This is a genomic window from Pseudoxanthomonas sp. CCNWLW251, assembly GCF_037402255.1.
Lineage (GTDB): Bacteria > Pseudomonadota > Gammaproteobacteria > Xanthomonadales > Xanthomonadaceae > Pseudoxanthomonas_A.
Genome location: NZ_JBBEGA010000002.1, coordinates 248,864 through 267,343, shown reverse-complemented (window position 1 = coordinate 267,343; position 18,480 = coordinate 248,864). Strand labels below are relative to the sequence as shown.

The 18,480-nt window shown below is 67.9% G+C and carries 16 protein-coding genes; 6 read left to right on the top strand and 10 right to left on the bottom strand.

The window, feature by feature from the left end; genetic code table 11:
* Positions 1-220 precede the first annotated feature (220 nt).
* Positions 221-1,618: a TIGR03013 family XrtA/PEP-CTERM system glycosyltransferase gene (locus tag WBN46_RS08175; protein ID WP_337731104.1), complete on the top strand. Its 1,398-nt coding sequence runs from the start codon at positions 221-223 to the stop codon at positions 1,616-1,618.
* A gap of 25 nt (positions 1,619-1,643) precedes the next feature.
* Here WBN46_RS08175 and WBN46_RS08170 read toward each other — a convergent pair whose 3' ends face one another.
* Entirely contained in the window at positions 1,644-2,561 is a 918-nt protein-coding gene (locus WBN46_RS08170) for a glycosyltransferase (RefSeq protein ID WP_337731103.1), read from the bottom strand.
* Here WBN46_RS08170 and WBN46_RS08165 point away from each other — a divergent pair.
* Positions 2,548-3,579: a polysaccharide deacetylase family protein gene (locus WBN46_RS08165; protein ID WP_337731102.1), complete on the top strand. Its 1,032-nt coding sequence runs from the start codon at positions 2,548-2,550 to the stop codon at positions 3,577-3,579. The two genes, WBN46_RS08170 and WBN46_RS08165, sit on opposite strands and share 14 nt — an antisense overlap.
* Positions 3,580-3,609: 30 nt before the next feature.
* Here WBN46_RS08165 and WBN46_RS08160 read toward each other — a convergent pair whose 3' ends face one another.
* From WBN46_RS08160 to WBN46_RS08145, 4 genes are read right to left on the bottom strand one after another with little or no spacing between them, the layout of a single operon-like run.
* Entirely contained in the window at positions 3,610-4,665 is a 1,056-nt protein-coding gene (locus tag WBN46_RS08160; RefSeq protein ID WP_337731101.1) for a hypothetical protein, read from the bottom strand.
* 3 nt (positions 4,666-4,668) lie between these two features.
* Positions 4,669-5,649 carry an NAD(+) synthase gene (gene nadE / locus WBN46_RS08155; RefSeq protein ID WP_192201511.1) on the bottom strand — a complete coding sequence of 327 codons (981 nt, stop codon included), beginning with the start codon at positions 5,647-5,649 and terminating at the stop codon, positions 4,669-4,671.
* Complete coding sequence (locus WBN46_RS08150) at positions 5,646-7,154, bottom strand: AMP-binding protein (protein ID WP_337731100.1); 1,509 nt, start codon at positions 7,152-7,154, stop codon at positions 5,646-5,648. The genes nadE and WBN46_RS08150 overlap by 4 nt, the downstream gene beginning before the upstream one ends.
* 21 nt (positions 7,155-7,175) lie before the next feature.
* Positions 7,176-7,460 (bottom strand): acyl carrier protein, encoded by a 285-nt coding sequence (locus WBN46_RS08145; RefSeq protein WP_337731099.1) that lies wholly within the window; start codon positions 7,458-7,460, stop codon positions 7,176-7,178.
* Positions 7,461-7,565: 105 nt separating this feature from the next.
* Between WBN46_RS08145 and WBN46_RS08140 the strand changes: the two genes are divergently transcribed.
* Positions 7,566-8,780, top strand: a complete 1,215-nt coding sequence (locus WBN46_RS08140; RefSeq protein ID WP_337731098.1) for a PQQ-dependent sugar dehydrogenase — start codon at positions 7,566-7,568, stop codon at positions 8,778-8,780.
* A gap of 10 nt (positions 8,781-8,790) precedes the next feature.
* Here the strand turns inward: WBN46_RS08140 and WBN46_RS08135 are convergent, their stop codons facing one another.
* Genes WBN46_RS08135 through WBN46_RS08125 form a run of 3 tightly spaced genes read right to left on the bottom strand, consistent with a single transcriptional unit; the run spans position 8,791 to position 12,967 of the window.
* A complete protein-coding gene (locus WBN46_RS08135) occupies positions 8,791-9,735 on the bottom strand; it encodes a class I SAM-dependent methyltransferase (protein WP_337731097.1) in 945 nt (314 codons plus the stop codon).
* Between the two features lie 34 nt (positions 9,736-9,769).
* On the bottom strand, positions 9,770-11,752 hold the full coding sequence (gene asnB, locus WBN46_RS08130; protein ID WP_337731096.1) for an asparagine synthase (glutamine-hydrolyzing): 1,983 nt from the start codon (positions 11,750-11,752) through the stop codon (positions 9,770-9,772).
* A gap of 27 nt (positions 11,753-11,779) precedes the next feature.
* Positions 11,780-12,967, bottom strand: a complete 1,188-nt coding sequence (locus WBN46_RS08125; protein ID WP_337731095.1) for a glycosyltransferase — start codon at positions 12,965-12,967, stop codon at positions 11,780-11,782.
* A 92-nt stretch (positions 12,968-13,059) separates the two neighbouring features.
* On the opposite strand from WBN46_RS08125, the gene WBN46_RS08120 reads away from it, so the two are divergent.
* From WBN46_RS08120 to WBN46_RS08110, 3 genes are read left to right on the top strand one after another with little or no spacing between them, the layout of a single operon-like run.
* Entirely contained in the window at positions 13,060-14,091 is a 1,032-nt protein-coding gene (locus WBN46_RS08120) for an acyltransferase (protein WP_337731094.1), read from the top strand.
* Positions 14,092-14,137: 46 nt separating this feature from the next.
* Positions 14,138-15,625 carry an oligosaccharide flippase family protein gene (locus WBN46_RS08115; protein WP_192201505.1) on the top strand — a complete coding sequence of 496 codons (1,488 nt, stop codon included), beginning with the start codon at positions 14,138-14,140 and terminating at the stop codon, positions 15,623-15,625.
* The gene (locus WBN46_RS08110; RefSeq protein WP_337731093.1) at positions 15,622-16,251 is read left to right on the top strand and encodes a hypothetical protein; all 630 of its coding nucleotides are present in this window, start codon (positions 15,622-15,624) and stop codon (positions 16,249-16,251) included. The genes WBN46_RS08115 and WBN46_RS08110 overlap by 4 nt, the downstream gene beginning before the upstream one ends.
* A gap of 12 nt (positions 16,252-16,263) precedes the next feature.
* On the opposite strand, the gene WBN46_RS08105 is transcribed toward WBN46_RS08110, so the two are convergent.
* The gene (locus tag WBN46_RS08105) at positions 16,264-17,355 is read right to left on the bottom strand and encodes a GNAT family N-acetyltransferase (protein ID WP_337731899.1); all 1,092 of its coding nucleotides are present in this window, start codon (positions 17,353-17,355) and stop codon (positions 16,264-16,266) included.
* 2 nt (positions 17,356-17,357) lie between these two features.
* Positions 17,358-18,479 (bottom strand): GNAT family N-acetyltransferase, encoded by a 1,122-nt coding sequence (locus tag WBN46_RS08100; RefSeq protein WP_337731092.1) that lies wholly within the window; start codon positions 18,477-18,479, stop codon positions 17,358-17,360.
* Between the last annotated feature and the right edge of the window lies 1 nt (position 18,480).

Here is an 18,480-nt window from a genome sequence, read left to right as displayed (position 1 = left end):
CCTCTGTTGCGACCAGAGGCCGCCCTTCGGGGCGGCCTTTTTTCGTTCCCGTGTCCGGCACTGGCGGAAAGTCACGTTCGAGGAGGTGTGTCGGAAGTAAGAAGACGTACCGGCGCCAGAGCGATGGTTTTCCCGGGAAGGGATGGCCGCGTGGCGACGGAATGAAACGTATCGCGGTACGGGCCGAGGGTGCTGGCCGGTACGGCAGCAGGGGGCGTCGATGAAGGCAGCGCACAAGAGCCGCAAGGACCGGGTGATCCGGTTCCTGTGGTTGGGGGAGGTGGTCGTACTGTTCGCAGCCGTGATGGCGGCGGCGTGGATCCGCTTCCACACGGATCCGGAATACCAGGTGATGTTCCTGGAACAGACGCCGTGGCGCGCGGCACTGGTGGCCTTGGCCATCACCGGCTCCATGACCGCCTTCGGCCTTTACCAGACCCACGTCCGGCACTCCCGCATGGACTTCGTCCTGCGCCTGGCGCTCTCGTTCGCGTTTGGCGGCATCGCGCTCGTCGTCCTGTATTACCTGGTGCCTCCTGCGTATCTCGGTCGCGGCGTGCTGGCCATCACGCTGGGCATCGGAGTGGTTGGCATCGTGCTGGTCCGCATCGGGTGGGTGCGGGTGTTCCATTCGGACGTCCTGAAGCAGCGCGTCCTGATTCTCGGTGCAGGCCGTAATGCGGACCTGATCAATTCCTGCATGCGGCGCCGCTCGGACCGTCGCACGTTCTCTGTCGTGGGATTCGTGCCGGTGCCGGGCCAGCCCGTGCTGGTGCGCGAGGACATGCTGGTCCACATGGGGGATGAAGGACTGCATGCCCTGACCGAACGCCTGCTGATCGACGAGTTGGTCATCGCGCCCGATGAGCGTCGCGGCGGGCTACCCATGGAGCAGATGCTCCAATGCGTACAACAGGGGATATCCGTGGTCGACCTGTCCAGCTTCTTCGAACGCGAAGCGGGCATGGTGCAGCTCAACGCGGTGGACCCGTCCTGGCTGGTGTTCTCGGGGGGCTTCGATTACTCCACGCCACGTCGCCTCAGCAAGCGCTTCTTCGACCTGCTGGCGGCGGGCGCGCTGTTGCTGGTGAGCTGGCCGCTGATGGTCCTGGTGGGCCTTGCTGTCTGGCTCGAATCGGGCGGACCCGTCTTCTACAGCCAGACACGCGTGGGCGAGCGTGGGCGGCATTTCACGCTGACCAAGTTCCGCAGCATGCGGGTGGATGCCGAGAAGGGCGGTGTCGCAATCTGGGCCAGCAAGGATGACGACCGCAGCACGCGGGTGGGACGCTTCATCCGCAAGACGCGCCTGGACGAGCTGCCGCAGCTCATCGCGGTGCTGCGCGGCGACATGAGCTTCGTGGGGCCGCGGCCGGAGCGCCCGCATTTTGTCGACATGCTCAACGATGAAGTGCGTTATTACGGCGTGCGGCACAGCGTCAAGCCCGGTCTGACCGGGTGGGCGCAGCTGCGCTACCCCTACGGTGCATCGGTGCGCGATGCGGAAGAGAAACTCAAGTTCGATCTGTTCTACGTCAAGAACCATGGTCTGGTGTTCGACGTGATGATCCTGCTGCAGACCGTAGAGGTCGTGCTGTTCGGCCGCGGCGCGCGCTGAGCGGCCGCGCATGCGGAAGGGAAATTCAGCCGGCGGGGAGCAGTCCGCGCAGGAAGCGTTTCAGGCCGAATGGCAACAGGGCCAGGATCTCGCGACGCTGTCCCCTGTCCCGCGAGAGCCGCCAGGCGCGGCTGGCCAGTCTGCCGCCCGCAACCCAGCGGCGGCGTATCAGCATGCCGCGCGCATTGCGCAGGTAGGTGCCGGCAAGCGCGGCGTCCAGTTCGCCGTCGTCAAGCGTGCCGCGGGCACCGGCGACAGCGGCTTCGACCACGCGGACATAGTCGTCGTACGTGCTGCTCGCCGCCGACAGGCCATCATGGCCCCGCATCGCGCGCACCAGTGCCAGTTCGACGACACCGATCGGCCAATGACGTGCGACCCTCAGGTGGAATTCGAGATCCTCGGCAGTGCGCAATGCCTCATCGAACCCGCCCAGCTGGTCCACCACCTGCCGGCGGAGCATGACCGATGCGGGAATCAATGCGGGATTGTGCAGCAGCCATCTCAACGCCCAGCCATCCTCGCGGATCACCTCGCGGCGGTGGAAGACGTCGATGTGCCGGTAGTCGCCATCGATGCGCTCGACGTCGCAGACGACCATGCCGAAGTCCGGCCTGGATTCGAGGAAGGCCACCTGCAGCGCGGTCTTTTCCGGCAACCACTCGTCGTCGCTGTCGAGCAAGGCGAGATAGCGTCCACGGGCGAGGCGGAGGCCATGGTTGCGTGCGGCCGATACGCCTGCGTTGGATTGCCACACGTGCTTCACGCGTTCGCCGTAGCGCGCCTGCAGTATGTCGGCCGTGCCATCGGTGGAGCCGTCGTCCACCACGATGATCTCGTCGACGCGGTGGGTCTGCGCCAGCACGGAATCGATGGCGCGCGGCAACAGGTCCCGACGGTTGTACGTCGGTATAATCACTGAAACTTCGATGTCGGGCGCCATGCTGAAGGACGTCTCCAAGAAGCTGTTGTACACGATCGGGTTGCTCGGCCTCTATCACCGGCTGCGCAACGCCGACAGCCTGACGGTGGTGATGTTCCATCGTACCTTGAGTCCGGACGATCCGCGCTGGGCGACCTGCGATCCCGACTACACGCTGGCCACGCGCTGGCTTGAACAGTCGCTGGCGTTCTTCCGTCGCCACTACAGCGTGGTATCGCTGGAGCAGGTGCTGGCGTCGCGCAGGACAGGCGCGCCCCTGCCGCCAAGATCCCTGTTGATCACTTTCGACGACGGCTGGGCCGACAATGCCCACTACGCGCTTCCCGCGTTGAAGCGGGCGGGCTTGCCGGCGCTGCTGTTCGTGGTGGCGGATGCGGTGGGAACCCGGCAGCCTTTCTTCCAGGAACGCCTCATCGGCGCCTGGCGACGCGGAGCGCTGGGTGTGCACGAACTGGCAGCTGCGTTGCCGGCTGGCGAGGCGCCAGGGGCCCAGGTCGATGAGACCATCGGCGCCCTGCGCGAGGTGATCGCGCGCCTCGAGGCATTGGAGGCGGATGTCCGCGCGCGCGTACTGGAGCCTTTCATGGCGCGGCTCGATGACGGGCACCGCCACATGGTCACTGCCGAGGAACTGCATCAGCTTGAAGCCGGGGGCGTTGCCCTGGGCCTGCATGGCAAGACCCATACACCGATGAGGCTTGCGGCTGATCTGGATGCGGAACTTGCCGGCGCACGCGCAGCGCTCGCCCAGCATCTGGGGCAGACGCATGCCAGTGCGGAGTCGATGTCGTTTCCCCATGGATCGTTCGATGCCGCCATCGCGCAGCGGGCGCGGGAAGCCGGTTACGAATTGCTGTTCACCAGCGTGCCGGTACTGAATCCCACGACGCCGGGCGTCGGCTGGCTGCTGGGCCGGACCGGCTTCGAAACCGACGCGGTGGTCGATGGCAAGGGACGGTTCCGCGAAGACTGGCTGGCCCTGTACCTGTTCCGCCGACAGGCGCGCCGCCTGGCCTGACGCTGTCAGGCACGGGTGCCGCCGCGCGCGTTATTCGTCTTCGTCTGCCGAGGTCAGGAACAGCGACGCGGCGGCTGCCGGTTCGCCTGACGAGCTCCAGCGCGTGAACACCGGCCTGCGTCCGCGCTCGACGAAATGCAGCGCCTGCCATCCCGCGCGTTGCGCGTCCGAGGCGCACATCTCCACCGAGACAGCCGCGCAGCCCAGCGTACGCGCGGCACGAAGCAGCTCGCCCACGTGCATGGCCGCCATGCCGTTGGTGCCGTCGAGGGACCAGAAGTCGCGCACATGCAGCGTGCCCTCGATGCGCTGCACGGCGAACCAGGCCTGCAGGGCACGGTCGCGTGCACGCTTCACCAGCAGATAGCGGGTGGTCGCCAGCGGAGATTCGTCGAAGCGCCAGCGCAGATGGCCGACATCGCGTACCGCCATGACATCGTCGCCCTTGTGGGAGTCCGCCCACACGGCATCGATGCGGGCGTCGGCCTGGTCCGTCCATGCCGAGCGCAACGCCGGGCCGCGCAGGCGCGACCATGCATCGCGAAGCGCGACCACCCTGTCGGCGGCCCAGCCTGCGGGCGACGCGAGCCAGCCTGGCAGGCGGCTGCGAAGATAGTGGGCGTGGCGCAGCACGCGTGCGTAGCGCACCAGATGCGCGGACTGGGCATACCCGATCCGCTTGAACACCGGGGCGGCCTTGGGATTCGGGAAGCCGTAGAGAACATCGAGCGCTTCACCCGCAGCCGCGATCAATCCCTGCTGCAGCATCAGTGCGGGCCCCAGTGAACGATGCTGGGGCAGCACGGCGAGGTCCACGAGCACGCCCCCGCGCAGTTCCCGCCCCTGCCACACGAGGCGGCGCCTGCCTGCGGATGCCGTGCCCACGTGCGTCTGCGTCGGGACATCAAGCAGCAACTGCAACAGTGGCTCGCCATGCGGGCAGCGCAGGTAGAACCACTCGTACTTTGCGGTCATCCGGGCGTCCTGGCCCAGATTGCCACGCCACAACGACAGCACCGTCTCCCGGTCGCGCGCCGGATGGCCGGCTCCCACGAGGTACTGCGGCGGGGTGGGCATGGCGTTCATCGCTCAGTCCAGTTCGGGAACGTCGCCGGCCAACACCGGCGCCATGTGCAGATACTTCGTGGTGCGGCGCTTGTTGCGGACGTCGTCGTAGACGGCCTGCGCGTGCGCCGGCGTGATGCCCAGGGCGATGGCGAGCTCGCTGGCGGGGCGGCCATGGTTGAGCGCCCAGATGGCGAGATCCATCTGCTGGTAGGGCAGGGCGAAGTAGAACTCGTCCTGGCCCTGGCTCAGGCTGTAGGTGTCGGTGGTCGGGATCGCGGCGCAGACGCGCTCCGGCAGGCCGAGGTGGCGTGCCATGCCGTAGACCTGCGACTTGTACAGGTGCGCGATCGGCTTGACGTCGGCCGAGCCGTCGCCGTTCTTGACGAAGAAGCCCTGGTCGTACTCCACCCGGTTCGGCGTGCCGACGACGCCGTAGTTCAAGCGGTCGGCGTGGAAGTACTCCAACGTCTTGCGGATGCGCTGCTTGAAGTTGGTCGCGGCGACGATCGTCAGGTAGTCGGCCAGCGCGAGATCGCGCTCGTGCATGGCGCCATCCGGCGACTGCGCGATCAGGCGGAATCGGTTGATGCGGCCTTCGGTGCCGCCGTCGATGACGATCTTGAACTTCCAGCCCTCGCCGTATTCGGGCAGGGTGTTGCGCACGGCTTCGTCGCGGGCGCGGTAGCAGCCGATGGCCGCGAGGGCGGGAGCGATGTCCACCGTCTCGGTCCGCACGCCGAGGTGTTCGGCGAGGATGCGCGCGCGCGCGGCGCTGTCGTCGGAGGAATCCTGTTCGGGCAGGATCAGCGTGAACACGCGGTCGGGCCCCAACGCGCGCACCGCGAGCGCGGCGCTGACCGAGCTGTCGATGCCGCCGGAGATCGCGACCACAAGGCCGCGCCGGTGCAGTTGGCGCGCGGTGATCTCGCGCAGGCGCGCCGCGATACGGTCGGCTTCGCTCTGGTAGTCGATGTCGAGGACATGGTGATCGAGCTGGCTCATGGTGTCGTGGTCTGCTCCGTCAGTTGGACGCGTCTTACCTTGCCGGATGCAGTCCGCGGCAGGGCTTCGACGAAGGTGATGTGTCGGGGAATCTTGTAGGCCGGCAGGCGTGCACGGCAGTGTGCCTTGATGCGGTCTTCCGCACGGGGGATGCATTCGTCCGCCACCACGAAGGCCTTGATGACCTGGCCCAGCGTGTCGTCGTCGATACCGACCACCGCCACTTCGCGGATGCCGGCAAGTTCTGCGATGACTTCTTCCACGTCGTTGGGGTGCACGCGGTGGGCACCGGTCTTGATCATGTCGCTGCGTCGGCCCTGCAGGAACAGATAGCCGTCGGCGTCGACATGGCCGAGATCACCGGTATGCAGCCAGCCATCGCGCAGGACTGCCCCGGTGCCGGCGGGATGGTTCCAGTAGCCCTGCATGATGCCGGGCCCACGCACGCAGACTTCGCCTGCTTCGCCCGTCGAGGCGGGGCTGCCGTCCTCGCGCAGGATGCGCCACTGTGTATCCTGCACCGGGATGCCGACCGAGCCGCGCTTGTCGTCAAGCCGTTCCGGCGGGAGCCAGCTGATCCGCGATGTGGCTTCGGTCTGGCCGTACATCAGGAACAGGCGCGCATCCGGAAGCACGGCGCGGACACGGTCGGCCACGGCGGGCGCCATCGCACCTCCCGCCTGCGTCAGGTAACGCAGCGAAGACAGGTCGTGGCTGCGGCGCTCCAGCATGTCCATCAGCAACACGTAGGTGGACGGAACGCCGGAGAAGCCGGTCGCGCGGTGGCGCTGCAGCGCGTCGAGCACCTGGATCGGGAAGACCATGCCCGGGCCAAGCACGATGCACGCACCGCTGGCCAGGTGGGTATGCAGCACCGATGCGCCGTAGGCGTAGTAGAACGGCAGCACGCTGACGATCACGTCGTCGCGCGTCAGCTCCAGATAAGCGACGACGGCATCGGTGTTGGCGGCGAGATTGCCATGGCTCAGCATCACGCCCTTGGGCTCACCTGTCGTGCCCGAGGTGTAGAGCAGTTGTGCCAGCGTGTCGTCGGCATCGTCCTGCGGCCAGTCGTCGTCGCCCTCGGCACGTGGCAGGTCGTCGTCCGGGGACAGCGCGATCGCGCGTGGCGTGGGAGCGGTGTCGTCCCATTGCGCCAGCGTCTGCTCCATGTCGCGATGGCCACTCTCATGCACCACGAAGCGCGCGCCGCAGTGGCGCAGCCAGGGCATGAAGTCGCGCGAGCGTGCCTGCGCATTCAGGGGCGCGGCGACGCCGCCGGCCAGCCAGATGCCATACAGCGCAACGGCGGCTTCGATCCTGTTCGGAAGCACCAGCGCCACGCGTTCGCCGGCCTGCAGGCCGGCCTCACGCAGGTGGTGCGCGAAGCCGGACGCTTGCGACCAGAAGCTGCCGTAGTCGATCGTGCGCTCGCCCTCCACCATCGCGATGCGTTGCGGCGTGGTACGTGCGATCCGCGCGAGTCGGGTGGCGAGGCGCTCCATGGCGACGGCGTACGCGACGGGTCAGCCGGCCAGCTTGCGCGAGACGAACGCGTCGACGGTCTGGATGGAATCGAAGTTGGCGGGAGTCATCTCCTCCGCCGCGATCTGCAGCTTGAACGCGTCCTCCAGGAAGAACACCAGCTCGTGGATCCCTGTCGAGTCGATGATGCCGCCCTGGATCAGCGAATCCTGATCGCCCACGGCGGAAGGGTCATCCGAGAAGAGAAAGTTCTGCAGGATGAAGGTTTTGATCTGCTGCTTCTGCGGCATGGTTTCCCCAACGCTTCTTGTTCCGTTGCTGCTCACATGAACGGCGGTTCCGCGTATCACCGGCCATCCGGATCAGGTGCTGGCCGCCGATCCGCCGGTGCTACCATCGCCGCCCAGTATCCGCGCCGACAGGAGTCCACGATGCGTTTCTCCCTGTGTCTGCTGGTCCTGGCGCTGGCGGCGTGCCGCCAGGCCGATCCCGTCGCCGCGCCCGCGGCGCCTCCCCGCTCGGTGCAGGATCCGGCGCCAACGGCCTACGCGTCGGAGAGGCAGGATTTCGTGGTGTCGGAACAGGTCGTCGGCCTCGACCATCCGTGGTCGCTCGCCTTCCTGCCCGGCGGCGGCATGCTGGTCACCGAACGGGCGGGGCGACTGCGCAGGATCGCCGCCGACGGCAGCGTGTCGGCACCCCTCACCGGGTTGCCCGAGATCTTCGTCGACGGACAGGCCGGCCTGCTGGACGTCGCACTGTCACCCGGTTACCCGCAGGACGGATGGGTCTACCTGGCCTTCGCCGAGCCCAATTTCCGCGGCAACAAGGCAGGGACTGCAGTCGTGCGCGGCAAGCTGCAGGGTGATGCGCTGGTCGAGTCGACCGTCGTGTACCGGCAGGAGCCCAAGCTCTCGCACGGCACCCATGTCGGCGCACGGCTGGTGTTCGACGACCAGGGCAATCTGTTCGTCACCCAGGGCGACAATCGCGTCGGTGCGGCCACGGCGCAGGAGCTGGACAAGCTCTCGGGCAAGATCGCGCGCATCCATCCCGATGGCACGGTGCCGGCTGACAATCCCTTCGTGTCGCGCGCAGGTGCCCGTGGCGAGATCTGGTCGTACGGGCATCGCAACGTGCAGGGTGCAGCCCTGCATCCCGTGACGCGCCAGTTGTGGGCCACCGAACATGGGCCCATGGGCGGCGATGAACTCAATCTGCCCAAAGCCGGCCTCAACTACGGCTGGCCCGTGATCACCCACGGGATCGACTACAGCGGCCGGCCCGTACCGGGTTCGCAGGGCAAGGCGGCGCCCGGCATGGAGCAGCCCCATCACGTCTGGGCGAAGTCCCCCGGTCTCAGCGGCATGGCGTTCTACACCGGCGACGCGTTGCCGGGTTGGAACGGCAACCTGTTCCTGGGCGCGCTGGCGGACAAGGCGCTGATCCGCCTGGAACTGGACGGCGACCGCGTGGTGCACGAAGAACGCCTGCTGACCGAACGCAACCAGCGGATCCGCGATGTGCGGCAGGGGCCGGATGGCGCGCTGTACGTGCTGGTGGATGCGCCGGCACCCGACGGCAAGCTGCTGCGTATCGCCCCTGCGCCCGCAACACCCGCACCGGCACAGGCTGCGTCGCAGTAGCGCGCGAGGGTCAGCCGGCCGCGCTCGCAGCCGGCTTGCGCGCGATGAAATCCACGCTGGTGATGCACAGCTGCTCGGCCGGGACGTGGGCGAACTGCGGGTGCACGGGCGTGCCGGCGAGCTGGCGCATGCGTTCGGGCCGCGTCGTGGACGTGTCCAGGTCGATGTCGAATCCATGCCGGCGCGCGCCTTCCACGAACCAGTGCGCGCGCAGGCGGTTCTGATAGAGAAACGCGTTGTTCCAGCGCTGCCACTGGTTGTCGGAATATTTCAGGTAGTGCAGCTGGTGGATGCTGCGGTCCACGTACGCGTAATGGTCGCCGCAATTGACCGAATGGAACATCAGGCCGCGCGGCGACAGGATGCGCATGGATTCGGCATACATCGCATCGATCACATCCGGCGGCACGTGTTCGAGCACGCTGTTGGAGAACACCACATCGACATCGCCGTCCGGAAGTGCGGTGCGGGTGGCATCCGCCGGCGAGCGGTAATGGATCACGCCGCCACTGGCGGCGTCGAGGTCGGCACCCGCGCGTAGGCGGTCGAGCAGCTGCAGATGGCGCTGTTCGACGTCGGCGAGCGGAACTCCGGCGGCGGTGGCGATGCGGTCGAGGAAACGGCCGAGCACGTCCGCACAGCGCAACGTCAGGTCCATGCGCAGGTGCGGGTTGAGATCGTACGTGGTCACGCGTGCGGCACCTGCCAGATAGCAGGCGAACGGGAACGTCGGGTACCACCCGGTACCGATCTCGAAGCAGCGGACGCCGGGCAGCACCACGCCGGCGCCGCGCAGGTGGCCGATCATGATTTCCCAGTCGTCCACCTTGGTCGCGAGTTCACCGTCGAAATCGCGCAGGCCGCCGAAGCGGCGCTGCAGGTGGAAGTGCAGCCCGTGCCCACCGGGCAGCGCGCCGAGAATTTTCTGGATGGTGCCCTTGACCCGCCAATCCATGCCTTGATCCCCTCGATATGTCCGAGTGTGCGTCCTACGCGACCGCGCCGGAAGGTTGTGCCGCCGGGAGGGGCGACAAGCGCGCCTCGACGGTCTGGCGGTGCACCAGCATCGTGGAAAGGATGCCCACGAATGCCTGGTTGTCGGCAAAGCCCGTCGCCCGTCCAAGCCGGCACTTCTCCACCAGCCGCGATACCGGCGCGGGGTCGAAATAGCCGGCATCGCGGATCGCATCGGGCGACAGCAGGTCGGCGACGTAGTCCAGCGGCTTGCCGTCGAAGAAGAAGCTCTGGCTGTCCGGTGCGCGGTACGGCTGCTTGGTCCGCTGCACGATATCCGGCGGCAGCAGTTCCGCCAGGGCACGCCGCAACAGGTACTTTTCCGTCATGCCGCGGATCTTGAAGCTGGGCGGCAGGCGGTTGGCGAACTCGATGACGCGATGGTCGAGGTACGGGAAACGGCCCTCGATCGAGTTCGCCATCGCCACCCGGTCGCCCTGCGAGGACAGCAGGTAGCCGGCCAGCAGCGACTTGGCTTCCACGTACTGGTCGCGCGCGAGATCGCTCCATCGCGCGATGTCCGGCGGCAGCGTGTGCTCGTACGCCTCCAGCGGGTCCCAGTGCGCGGCCGTGGTCCGCAGGTCCGGCGACAGGAAGGCGAAGGCGCGCTGCGAGGTGGTCCAGCGCGGCACGTGCGCGAAGATCGGCCGGTGGAGGTGCTCCATGCCCTGGCCGAAGAACGATTGCGCGAACGCGGGACTGCTCACCGGCGAGTTCTGCAGGTAGCCGTACAGCTTCTCCAGCAGGCGCGGTCGCAGGCGCGAGCCGGGCTGGCGCGCCCAGAAGCGTCGCACCTTGGCTTCCTTGAACAGGTCGTAGCCGCCGAACACTTCGTCGGCGCCTTCGCCGGTCAGCACGACCTTGTAGCCGTGCTGGCGCACACTGCCGGCCAGCAGCATCAGCGGGACGGGCCCGGTGCGCAGCACGGGTGTTTCCGTGTGGCGGATCAGGCGCGGAAACGCATTGCCGATGTCGCGGCGCGTGCACATCAGCGTGGTGTGGTCGGTGCCCAGGTGCCGCACCATCGCCTGCTGGTGCGCGCTTTCGTCGAACTCGCCATCCTCGAACGCCACCGAGAACGTGCGTACCGGCGTGTCGGTGAAGCCGCGGATCAGGGCGACGATGCCGGAGGAGTCGAGGCCGCCGCTGAGGTAGGCGCCCACCGGAACGTCGGCACGCAGCTGCAGGCGCACCGCATCGACCAGCAGTTCGCGCAGCTCCGCCGTGGCCTGTTCCAGCGTGAGCGGGTACCGTGAAGGCGATGTCGCGTCCGCGTCGGGGAACGTCCAGTCCCAATAGCGGCGCAGGTGCTGGCGCCCGTCGCGCTCCACCGTCAGCACATGCCCCGGTGGCAGGCTCTGCACGCCCTGGTAGAGCGTCTCCGGATCCACCGGGGCCCAGTAGGTCAGCGTCTGCAGCAACGCCTGCGGCTCGAGGTGCGCGCACTCCGGCAGTACCGCCAGCAGCGATTTCACTTCGGAGGCGAACCACAGGCGACCGCGCTGGCGGGTGTAGTACAGCGGACGGATGCCGGCCCGGTCGCGCGCCAGCACCAGGCGCTGGCGTTCGCTGTCCCACAGGGCGATGGCGAACTGGCCGTTGAGGTGATGGACGAAGTCCTCGCCGTAGCGGTCGTACAGGTGCACGATCACCTCGGTGTCGGACTGCGTGTAGAACACGTGGCCCTTGTCCTCCAGCATCCTGCGCAGTTCGACGAAGTTGAATATCTCCCCGTTGAACACCGTCCACACGGTGCGGCGCGGATTGTGGATGGGCTGGTCGCCGGTGGACAGGTCGATGATCGACAGGCGCGCGTGTGCCAGTCCGATACTCGGCTCGGCGTGGAAACCGAAGCCGTCCGGGCCGCGGTGCGCCAGAGGCTGGATCATCCGCTCCAGCCAGGGCCGCGCCTCCGTCGAGACGACGCTGGGACCCATGAAACCCGCGATTCCGCACATGTGCTGCTTCCCCTGTCCGTGTTCTTGTCAGGCCCGGCCGGTGGCGTAGTACGCCCGGCCGGCATGCGTTTCGGCGAGCGCTTCCCCGCAGGCATCCAGGGTTTCCCGGGCGACCTGCTCCCAATCCCGGGAGAAGCGCCGCGCGAGTGCGGCTTCGTCCCAGTTCCGTTCCAGTGCCTGCACCAGTGCGGCCGCCAGCGCGTCCGCATCGCGCGCCGGGACCAGCACGCCGTTGGCCGCATCCACGACTTCCGGGATGCCGCCGACAGGGGTCGCCACCACGGGCCTGCCGCACGCCAGCGCTTCGACCAGCACGTTCGGATGACCTTCCGAATAGCTGGGCAGCGTGATGGCATCGGCGGCGACCATCCAGCGCGCCACTTCGGCGGGGGCCTGTGCACCGGCGAGTTGCAGCGGCAACGAGGGATCGGCGGCGAGCGCCGCGTCCAGCTCGCCCCGCAGGGGTCCTTCACCCACCAGTACCACGCGGGCGCGTGGCCGCTGCGCCACCAGGCGGCGCGACGCCTGCAGCAGTTCGCGCAGGCCCTTCTCGGCGACGAGACGTCCCACGTAAAGCACCACCTCGGCATCCTCCGCCACGCCGAGCGCGCCCCGCGCGGCGCTGCGGTCGCCGGGATGGAACAGACTGGCATCGCAGCCATTCGGAATCGCGCGGACACGATGCGGCTCGGCGCCGTAGCCCTCGACTGCGACGCGCCCCAGGTCTTCGCTGACCACCAGCAGCCGGCGCGCCGCGCGGACCACGGGTCGGGTCAGGCGGCGGCTGATGGCATCCCGCACGCGCAGGTCGGAGCCGCGTGCACCTGCGATGAAGGGGACGCCGGCCGCGCGTGCAGCCCGCATCGCGCCGTAGCCGTCCGGATACAGCCAGTAGGCCAGCACCACGTCAGGTGCGAAGGCGCGCAGCGGCGCGGCGAGCGCCCGTGCACACAGATGGCCATTGAAAGGGCGGCTGATCGCCGGCAACGCGGGATAGCGCACATGGTCCACGTCGCAGCCGGGCGCGACCTGCGCATCTTCCACGGGGCGATACAGGTAGCTGCGCGGCTGTGCCCAGCGGGGATACGAAGCGACCGGGCTGATCACCTTCACCTCGGCGAGCCGCGACAGTTCGCGCGCGGTCTGGTAGACGGGGCGGCCGCGGTTGGGTTCGCCGGCGATCGGGAACTGGGAGGTGACGATCAGGATACGCATGCAGGAGCCGTGGAGGAGAGGCGGCCATGCTGTCCGCAGCACGGTGTGGTTGGCGTTATCAGAACCGAGTCATGCCGATGCAGGGGAACAGGGTGGGTCACGAAACGTCTACGCCCTCGCGGATGGTGGAACTGGACGCCCTGCGCGGTATCGCCGCTGTCGCCGTGCTGGGTTACCACTTCACAACGCGTTATCAGGAGCAGATAGGCCATGCCGGCGGCATGGCGCTGGACCTGCGGGTGGGCAAGTACGGCGTCTACCTGTTCTTCCTGATCAGCGGCTTTGTGATCTTCATGACGCTGGAGCGCACGCGCAACGCCATGGATTTCGTGGTGTCGCGCTTCTCCCGGCTCTTTCCGGGCTATTGGGCGGCCGTCCTGCTCACCGCCGCCGTGGTGTATGCCGCCGGGCTGTCGATGCAGCAGCTTCCGCTGGGGGCGCTGCTGCTCAATTTCACGATGGTGCAGGAGATCCTCGGTGCCGAGCATCTGGACGGGTCCTACTGGACCCTGCAGATCGAACTGTTCTTCTACGTGCAGATGCTGTTCTGGTTCGTGGTCGGCCAGCTCGGGCGCATCCACTGGATCATCGGCGGATGGCTGCTGTTGGCGACGGTCGAGGGCCTGTGCGAGAAGCATCACTGGCACTTCTCGTACTGGGTGCGGGAACTGCTGGTCCTGCGCTTCATTCCGTTCTTCGCGCTGGGCATTCTCTTCTATCGCATGCATCGCTATCCCGGCGAGTGGCGGCTCAACTTCGTGATGGTGCTGTTGGCGCTGCTGGCCATCGCGATCGGCGAGCGGCCGGTGTTCCTGCCGGTGGCGCTGGCCTGCTGCGCGATCTTCGCGCTGTTCCTCCGGGGCGGGCTGGGATTCCTCGACACGCGCCTGTTCGTGTTCCTGGGCGGCATCTCGTATGCGCTGTATCTGGTGCACCAGGCCATCGGTTTCGTGGTGATCCATCAGCTGGAGCAGCGTGGCGTGCCGGCGTTGCTGGCGTGCGCGGTGGCCGCTGCGCTGTCGCTGGCCCTGGCGGTGGGCCTGAACCGTGGCGTCGAACGGCCGATGATGGCGTGGATGCGCGAAGGCTGGCGGCGGCGCGGGATGCGCCTGGAGACGACGTGAGCGATCATCCGGTCACCGGATACTTGCACCGGCACGGGACGCTTGCTTGAACGATCACCGAAAGATCTTTTCCGGCGCCGCACTCGGCATCATCGGCGGCCTGTCGGGGCGCGCCGTGGGCCTGGTAGGAACGCTGCTGATCGCACGCCACCTGACGCCCGACATCGTGGCCGAAGTGACCGTGGCCACGGTCATCGCGCTGACCGGCAACTGGATCGCCGCGTGGGGGTGCGGCCAGTATGTCGTGGTCCGTGGGGGCGAGGGCAGGGAGGCCATCTTCGCCGCGAGCATGGTGTACCTGCTTGCAGGCATCGCGATGATCGCAGTGCTCTGGTGGGCCACGCCGACGCTCGCGCTTTGGCTGCAGGCCCCGCGGGTGGCCGACTACCTGCCTGGCGCCCTGCTGGGCATCGGTATCCGCCGCCTCGGCGCGATGCCGGACAAGCTGCTCGCACGCGAGCTGCGCTTCGGGCGGATCGCGCTGGGCACCGCGCTCGGCGACGTGGCCTATGCGGTGGTGGCCGTCTCGCTGGTCAGCACGACCACGCTGGGCGGGCAGGCGATGATCATCGCCTTCATCGTCCAGTCCTGCGTCATTGCCGGCGCGACGATCACGGCCACGCGCCTGCGCGACTGGCTGCTGCCGGTGAAGGTATCCGCCGCGCGGCTGCGCGACATTCTCCGCTTCGGCGCACCGATCACGGGCGAGATCGTCCTCAGCGAGGGTGCGCGCTACTGGGACAAGCCCTTGATGTTCCGGCTCGTGGGCGCGCATGACGCAGGCAGCTATGGCATGGCGTTCAATCTTGCGCAGTTGCCTGCGGTCTATGTGGGGGGGCATATCGGCACGGTGATGGTGCCGGCCGTGACGCGCGCGCCGCCACAGGAGCGGCCCGCACTGATGGTGCGCGCGCTGACGTTCGCGGCATTGCTCCTGTTCCCGATGTCGGCGGGCCTGGCGATATGCGCGCCCACCCTGGTCGCCGCGCTGCTGCCCCCGGCCTGGTCGCAGGTCGCGCCGCTGCTGGGCGTGCTCGCCCTCGCGTCGCTGCCCGGGACGGGCAGCTTCATCCTGTCCGCGTTCCTCGCGGCACATGCGCGCAATCATTGGCTGATGTGGATCGAGGTGGCGACCATGGCGACCCTGGTGTCGTCGTTGTGGCTGCTGTCGAAGGGCGGTGTGCTGATGGCGTCGGGTGCCATCGGCGTGGCTGCGCTCGTGCAGTGGCTGCTCACCGTGAGGGCATGCCGCGCCGACGGCCTGCGCCTGCAGGGGCTGGCGGCGCCCTGGCTGCGCATCGCGCTGGCGTGCGTGGTGATGGGAGCGGCCGTGCTGGCCTGGCGGTGGGCCACGCAGGCGCACCTGGCCATCGGCTGGCGGCTGGCGGGCGAAGTGCTGGTGGGCATGGTTGTGTATGGTGGTGCGATGTGGGGCGTCGGGCGCGACCTGGTCGGGGACGCGCTGGCGGGACTGGGGATGTCGCGTCGGCGACACCTCGAAGATCGGGTGCGAGAAGGGGAAAGCACACCATGATTCATTTCGATGCCATCGCCTTGCTGCGACGGCCGGCGGCGAAGCAGTGCACGATGGCGCTGTCGGAGGAGCAGCGCTTCGTCGAACTGCGGGAAGCGGACATGGACCGCCTGGTGGCGGCGTACCGCGCGAACGGCATGTCGGGGAAACCGGAACGCATCCTGCGGCGCTATCGCCACGGCATGCGCTGCTTCGGCATCCTCGAGGGCGAGGAACTGGTGGCATGGTTCTGGGCGCTGCATGGCGTGCCGCGCTACATGGACGAACTGGCGTGGCAACTGCCGCTGACGCCCTCCCAGGTATGGCTGCGCGATGCGTTCGTGGTACCCAGGCGGCGCGGGCGGCGCCTGCTGGTGGCGATGATGGGGCAGGGGATGAGCGTCGAATCCACGCCGATGGAGTATTTCTCCGACGTGAGCGTGTCCAACCGGCCGTCGTTGCGGGCCCACGACGCGATGGGTTTCAGTCGCTATGCGACGGTACGCAGCCTGCGGATTGGCGACGCATGGTTCTGGCGCAGCCTGCCACCGGAGGAATTTCCGGCGCCGACAATGATCAGGCCTGCGCAGCGCCGCCTGCGCTTGACGGCCGAAGAAATCGCCTGGCACCGCGAACAGATCGCGTGATGCCGGGCGGCGTCAGTTGTCGTGTCCCCGCCTGTACGCGAGCGGGCGCAACGGGCGCGCCGCCGCGATCAATCCACGCGGCAGCCCGCCTGCGTGCAGGATGCCGGAGGCCATGGGTTGGCGGTCGGGCAGCAACTCGCCCATGTAGGAATCTTCGTGGGCCTGGCTGTCGAACAGGGCCAGCTCGGGCCATCGCCCGTCCAGGGCCTGCAGCAGGTGCCATTCGTTGAGTTTGCCGGGGCTGGCGTTGGCGAAGTCCGCATCCCAGCCCGTCTTGAATCCGCTCAATCCATTGCCGCACAGCAGGTTGCTGCTGGACGCCACCACGCGGTCGCCGCACAGCGTTTCCACGAACACCATGTGGCCGCGATCCGCCAGGCGCGCGCTGGCTTCCAGGAAGAACGTGCGCTCCGCGCCGGATGCGAGCATCGAGCTGCCCTGTGCGCCCTTCCAGCCCGCATCCTCCAGGGTCAGGTGGCGGCTGGCTGCATGGGAGTCGGCCTCACGCCCTTCGAGGATGCGCAGGCTGACATCGCCGCGTTCCTGCAGTCGACGCGACCGTCGACGCAGGTCCTTCGCCACGTTCGGCCGGACCCGCGCGGCGGCCGGCACATCCCCCGCAATGCGGCGCAGTACCGGTCTGCGCGAGAAACCGGTCTGGCTCCAGCGCAGTCCGGTTCCCTCGCGCAACGCCGCCCACAGTTCGCCGTCGGCGGCGACGTTGTGCCACACGACCGCGCGTTCGCGCCAACTGCCCCGGTGCATCAGGCGGGCGAAAGCCCCGGCGATGGCGCCGGCCTCGCCCGGCAGGTGCAGGATGCCGGACTGGAACGCATGCAGATGCCGATACGCGCGCCAGTGCGGCATCGGCACGAACAGATTGGCGGCGCGTCGCTGCAGGCAGGTCAACGCCAGCAGATCGCTTCCGCGCTCGATGGTCAGCACCACCGGAGGCGCATCCGGCGTCAGCCAGCGTGCGGCCGCTTGCACGAAACCGGGCAGCAGGAAGGGCACGGAGGCCGCAGTGGCACGCGCCAATCCGTCCCAGGCTTCGAAGTCGGCCGCGGTGAGTTCGTCGAGTGTCCGCAGCCGCGTGCGCAACATGCTCACGGCAGGACCTCCTGGCCATGCCGGCGGCGGTACAGGTCGACGATGCGTGCACGCCAACCCACCCGGTCCACCGACAGCCATGCCATGCGGCCTTCGGCCATGGCCAGTGAGCGCTTGTACTCGGCGTTGCCGGCCATCAGTTCGTAGCGGTCGAAGCCATGGCCGGCGAACTCGTTGATGGCCGTGCTGAGCAGCAGCAGTCCCGGGCTTCCCGTGCCGCCGATCTGCCGGTAGTTGATGCCGGCCTGGTAGAAATACGCGATGCCGCGCCAGACCAGGTGGTACAGGTAGCCCACGATGGTGCCGCCCGCCTCAAGGCGCATGAGATGGACGCCGGTCTCCTGCGTGGAGGCCGCGATCAGGGCGTGGTGGAACGCGATGATGCGTGGATCGGCGAACGCGCCCTGTTCGCCGGAATCCTCGTCCCAGTGCGCCTGATGCAGGCGGACCAGTTCGTCGAAGAATTCCAGCCGGTCGGCGAGCGTCACCGCCGTGCAGCAGGCCAGTGGGCCGAACTGGTCGATCAGCTTGCGTGCCGTGCGGCGCAGGTTGGCGCGCGTGCGGCTGCCCGGCACGGTGGTGACGTAATCCTGGTGGCCCAGACGCAGGCCGGCCAGATCGACATAGGGTGTCGCGCTGCTGGTCCTCTGCAGGCGAAGGCGCGGTGATCGCAATCGCTCCAGCGGGAGTGCGTCCATGTCGATGCCCGGCAGGTAGAGGGTCAGCCAGTGGCGCTCACGGCGTTCGAAGTGATCGACGCAGGCGACCAGCACATCGTCTTCGTGTCCCGCGAGCGACAGCACGCCATTGAACTCGACGGTGATGCTGTCCGCCACGCGATCACCGACCTGGTGCAGGCGCACATGCTTGAGCCCCAATGCGAACCAGCGCCGCTGTTCCACCACGATACCCAGGCCGACCACACGGCCCTCGACATGCACGGACAGCAGGCGCGCGCGCCGCAGCGGGCACAGGGTACGAAGCCAGGTGCCGATCCACATCCAGCTCTGGAAGAAGCTGCCACGCGATTGCTGCTCGAGGGCCCGCCATTGCGTTTCCAGCAGGTCCAGCGGGGGCAGCGGCTCCACCCGCACGTCATACCGGGCAGACGGCGTCACG

Coding starts and splice junctions, on each gene's coding strand:
- WBN46_RS08175 (WP_337731104.1), top strand. CDS start 221: ATGAAGGCAGCGCACAAGAGCCGCAAGGACCGGGTGATCCGGTTCCTG.
- WBN46_RS08165 (WP_337731102.1), top strand. CDS start 2,548: ATGTCGGGCGCCATGCTGAAGGACGTCTCCAAGAAGCTGTTGTACACG.
- WBN46_RS08170 (WP_337731103.1), bottom strand. CDS start 2,561: ATGGCGCCCGACATCGAAGTTTCAGTGATTATACCGACGTACAACCGT.
- WBN46_RS08160 (WP_337731101.1), bottom strand. CDS start 4,665: ATGAACGCCATGCCCACCCCGCCGCAGTACCTCGTGGGAGCCGGCCAT.
- nadE (WP_192201511.1), bottom strand. CDS start 5,649: ATGAGCCAGCTCGATCACCATGTCCTCGACATCGACTACCAGAGCGAA.
- WBN46_RS08150 (WP_337731100.1), bottom strand. CDS start 7,154: ATGGAGCGCCTCGCCACCCGACTCGCGCGGATCGCACGTACCACGCCG.
- WBN46_RS08140 (WP_337731098.1), top strand. CDS start 7,566: ATGCGTTTCTCCCTGTGTCTGCTGGTCCTGGCGCTGGCGGCGTGCCGC.
- WBN46_RS08135 (WP_337731097.1), bottom strand. CDS start 9,735: ATGGATTGGCGGGTCAAGGGCACCATCCAGAAAATTCTCGGCGCGCTG.
- asnB (WP_337731096.1), bottom strand. CDS start 11,752: ATGTGCGGAATCGCGGGTTTCATGGGTCCCAGCGTCGTCTCGACGGAG.
- WBN46_RS08125 (WP_337731095.1), bottom strand. CDS start 12,967: ATGCGTATCCTGATCGTCACCTCCCAGTTCCCGATCGCCGGCGAACCC.
- WBN46_RS08110 (WP_337731093.1), top strand. CDS start 15,622: ATGATTCATTTCGATGCCATCGCCTTGCTGCGACGGCCGGCGGCGAAG.
- WBN46_RS08105 (WP_337731899.1), bottom strand. CDS start 17,355: ATGTTGCGCACGCGGCTGCGGACACTCGACGAACTCACCGCGGCCGAC.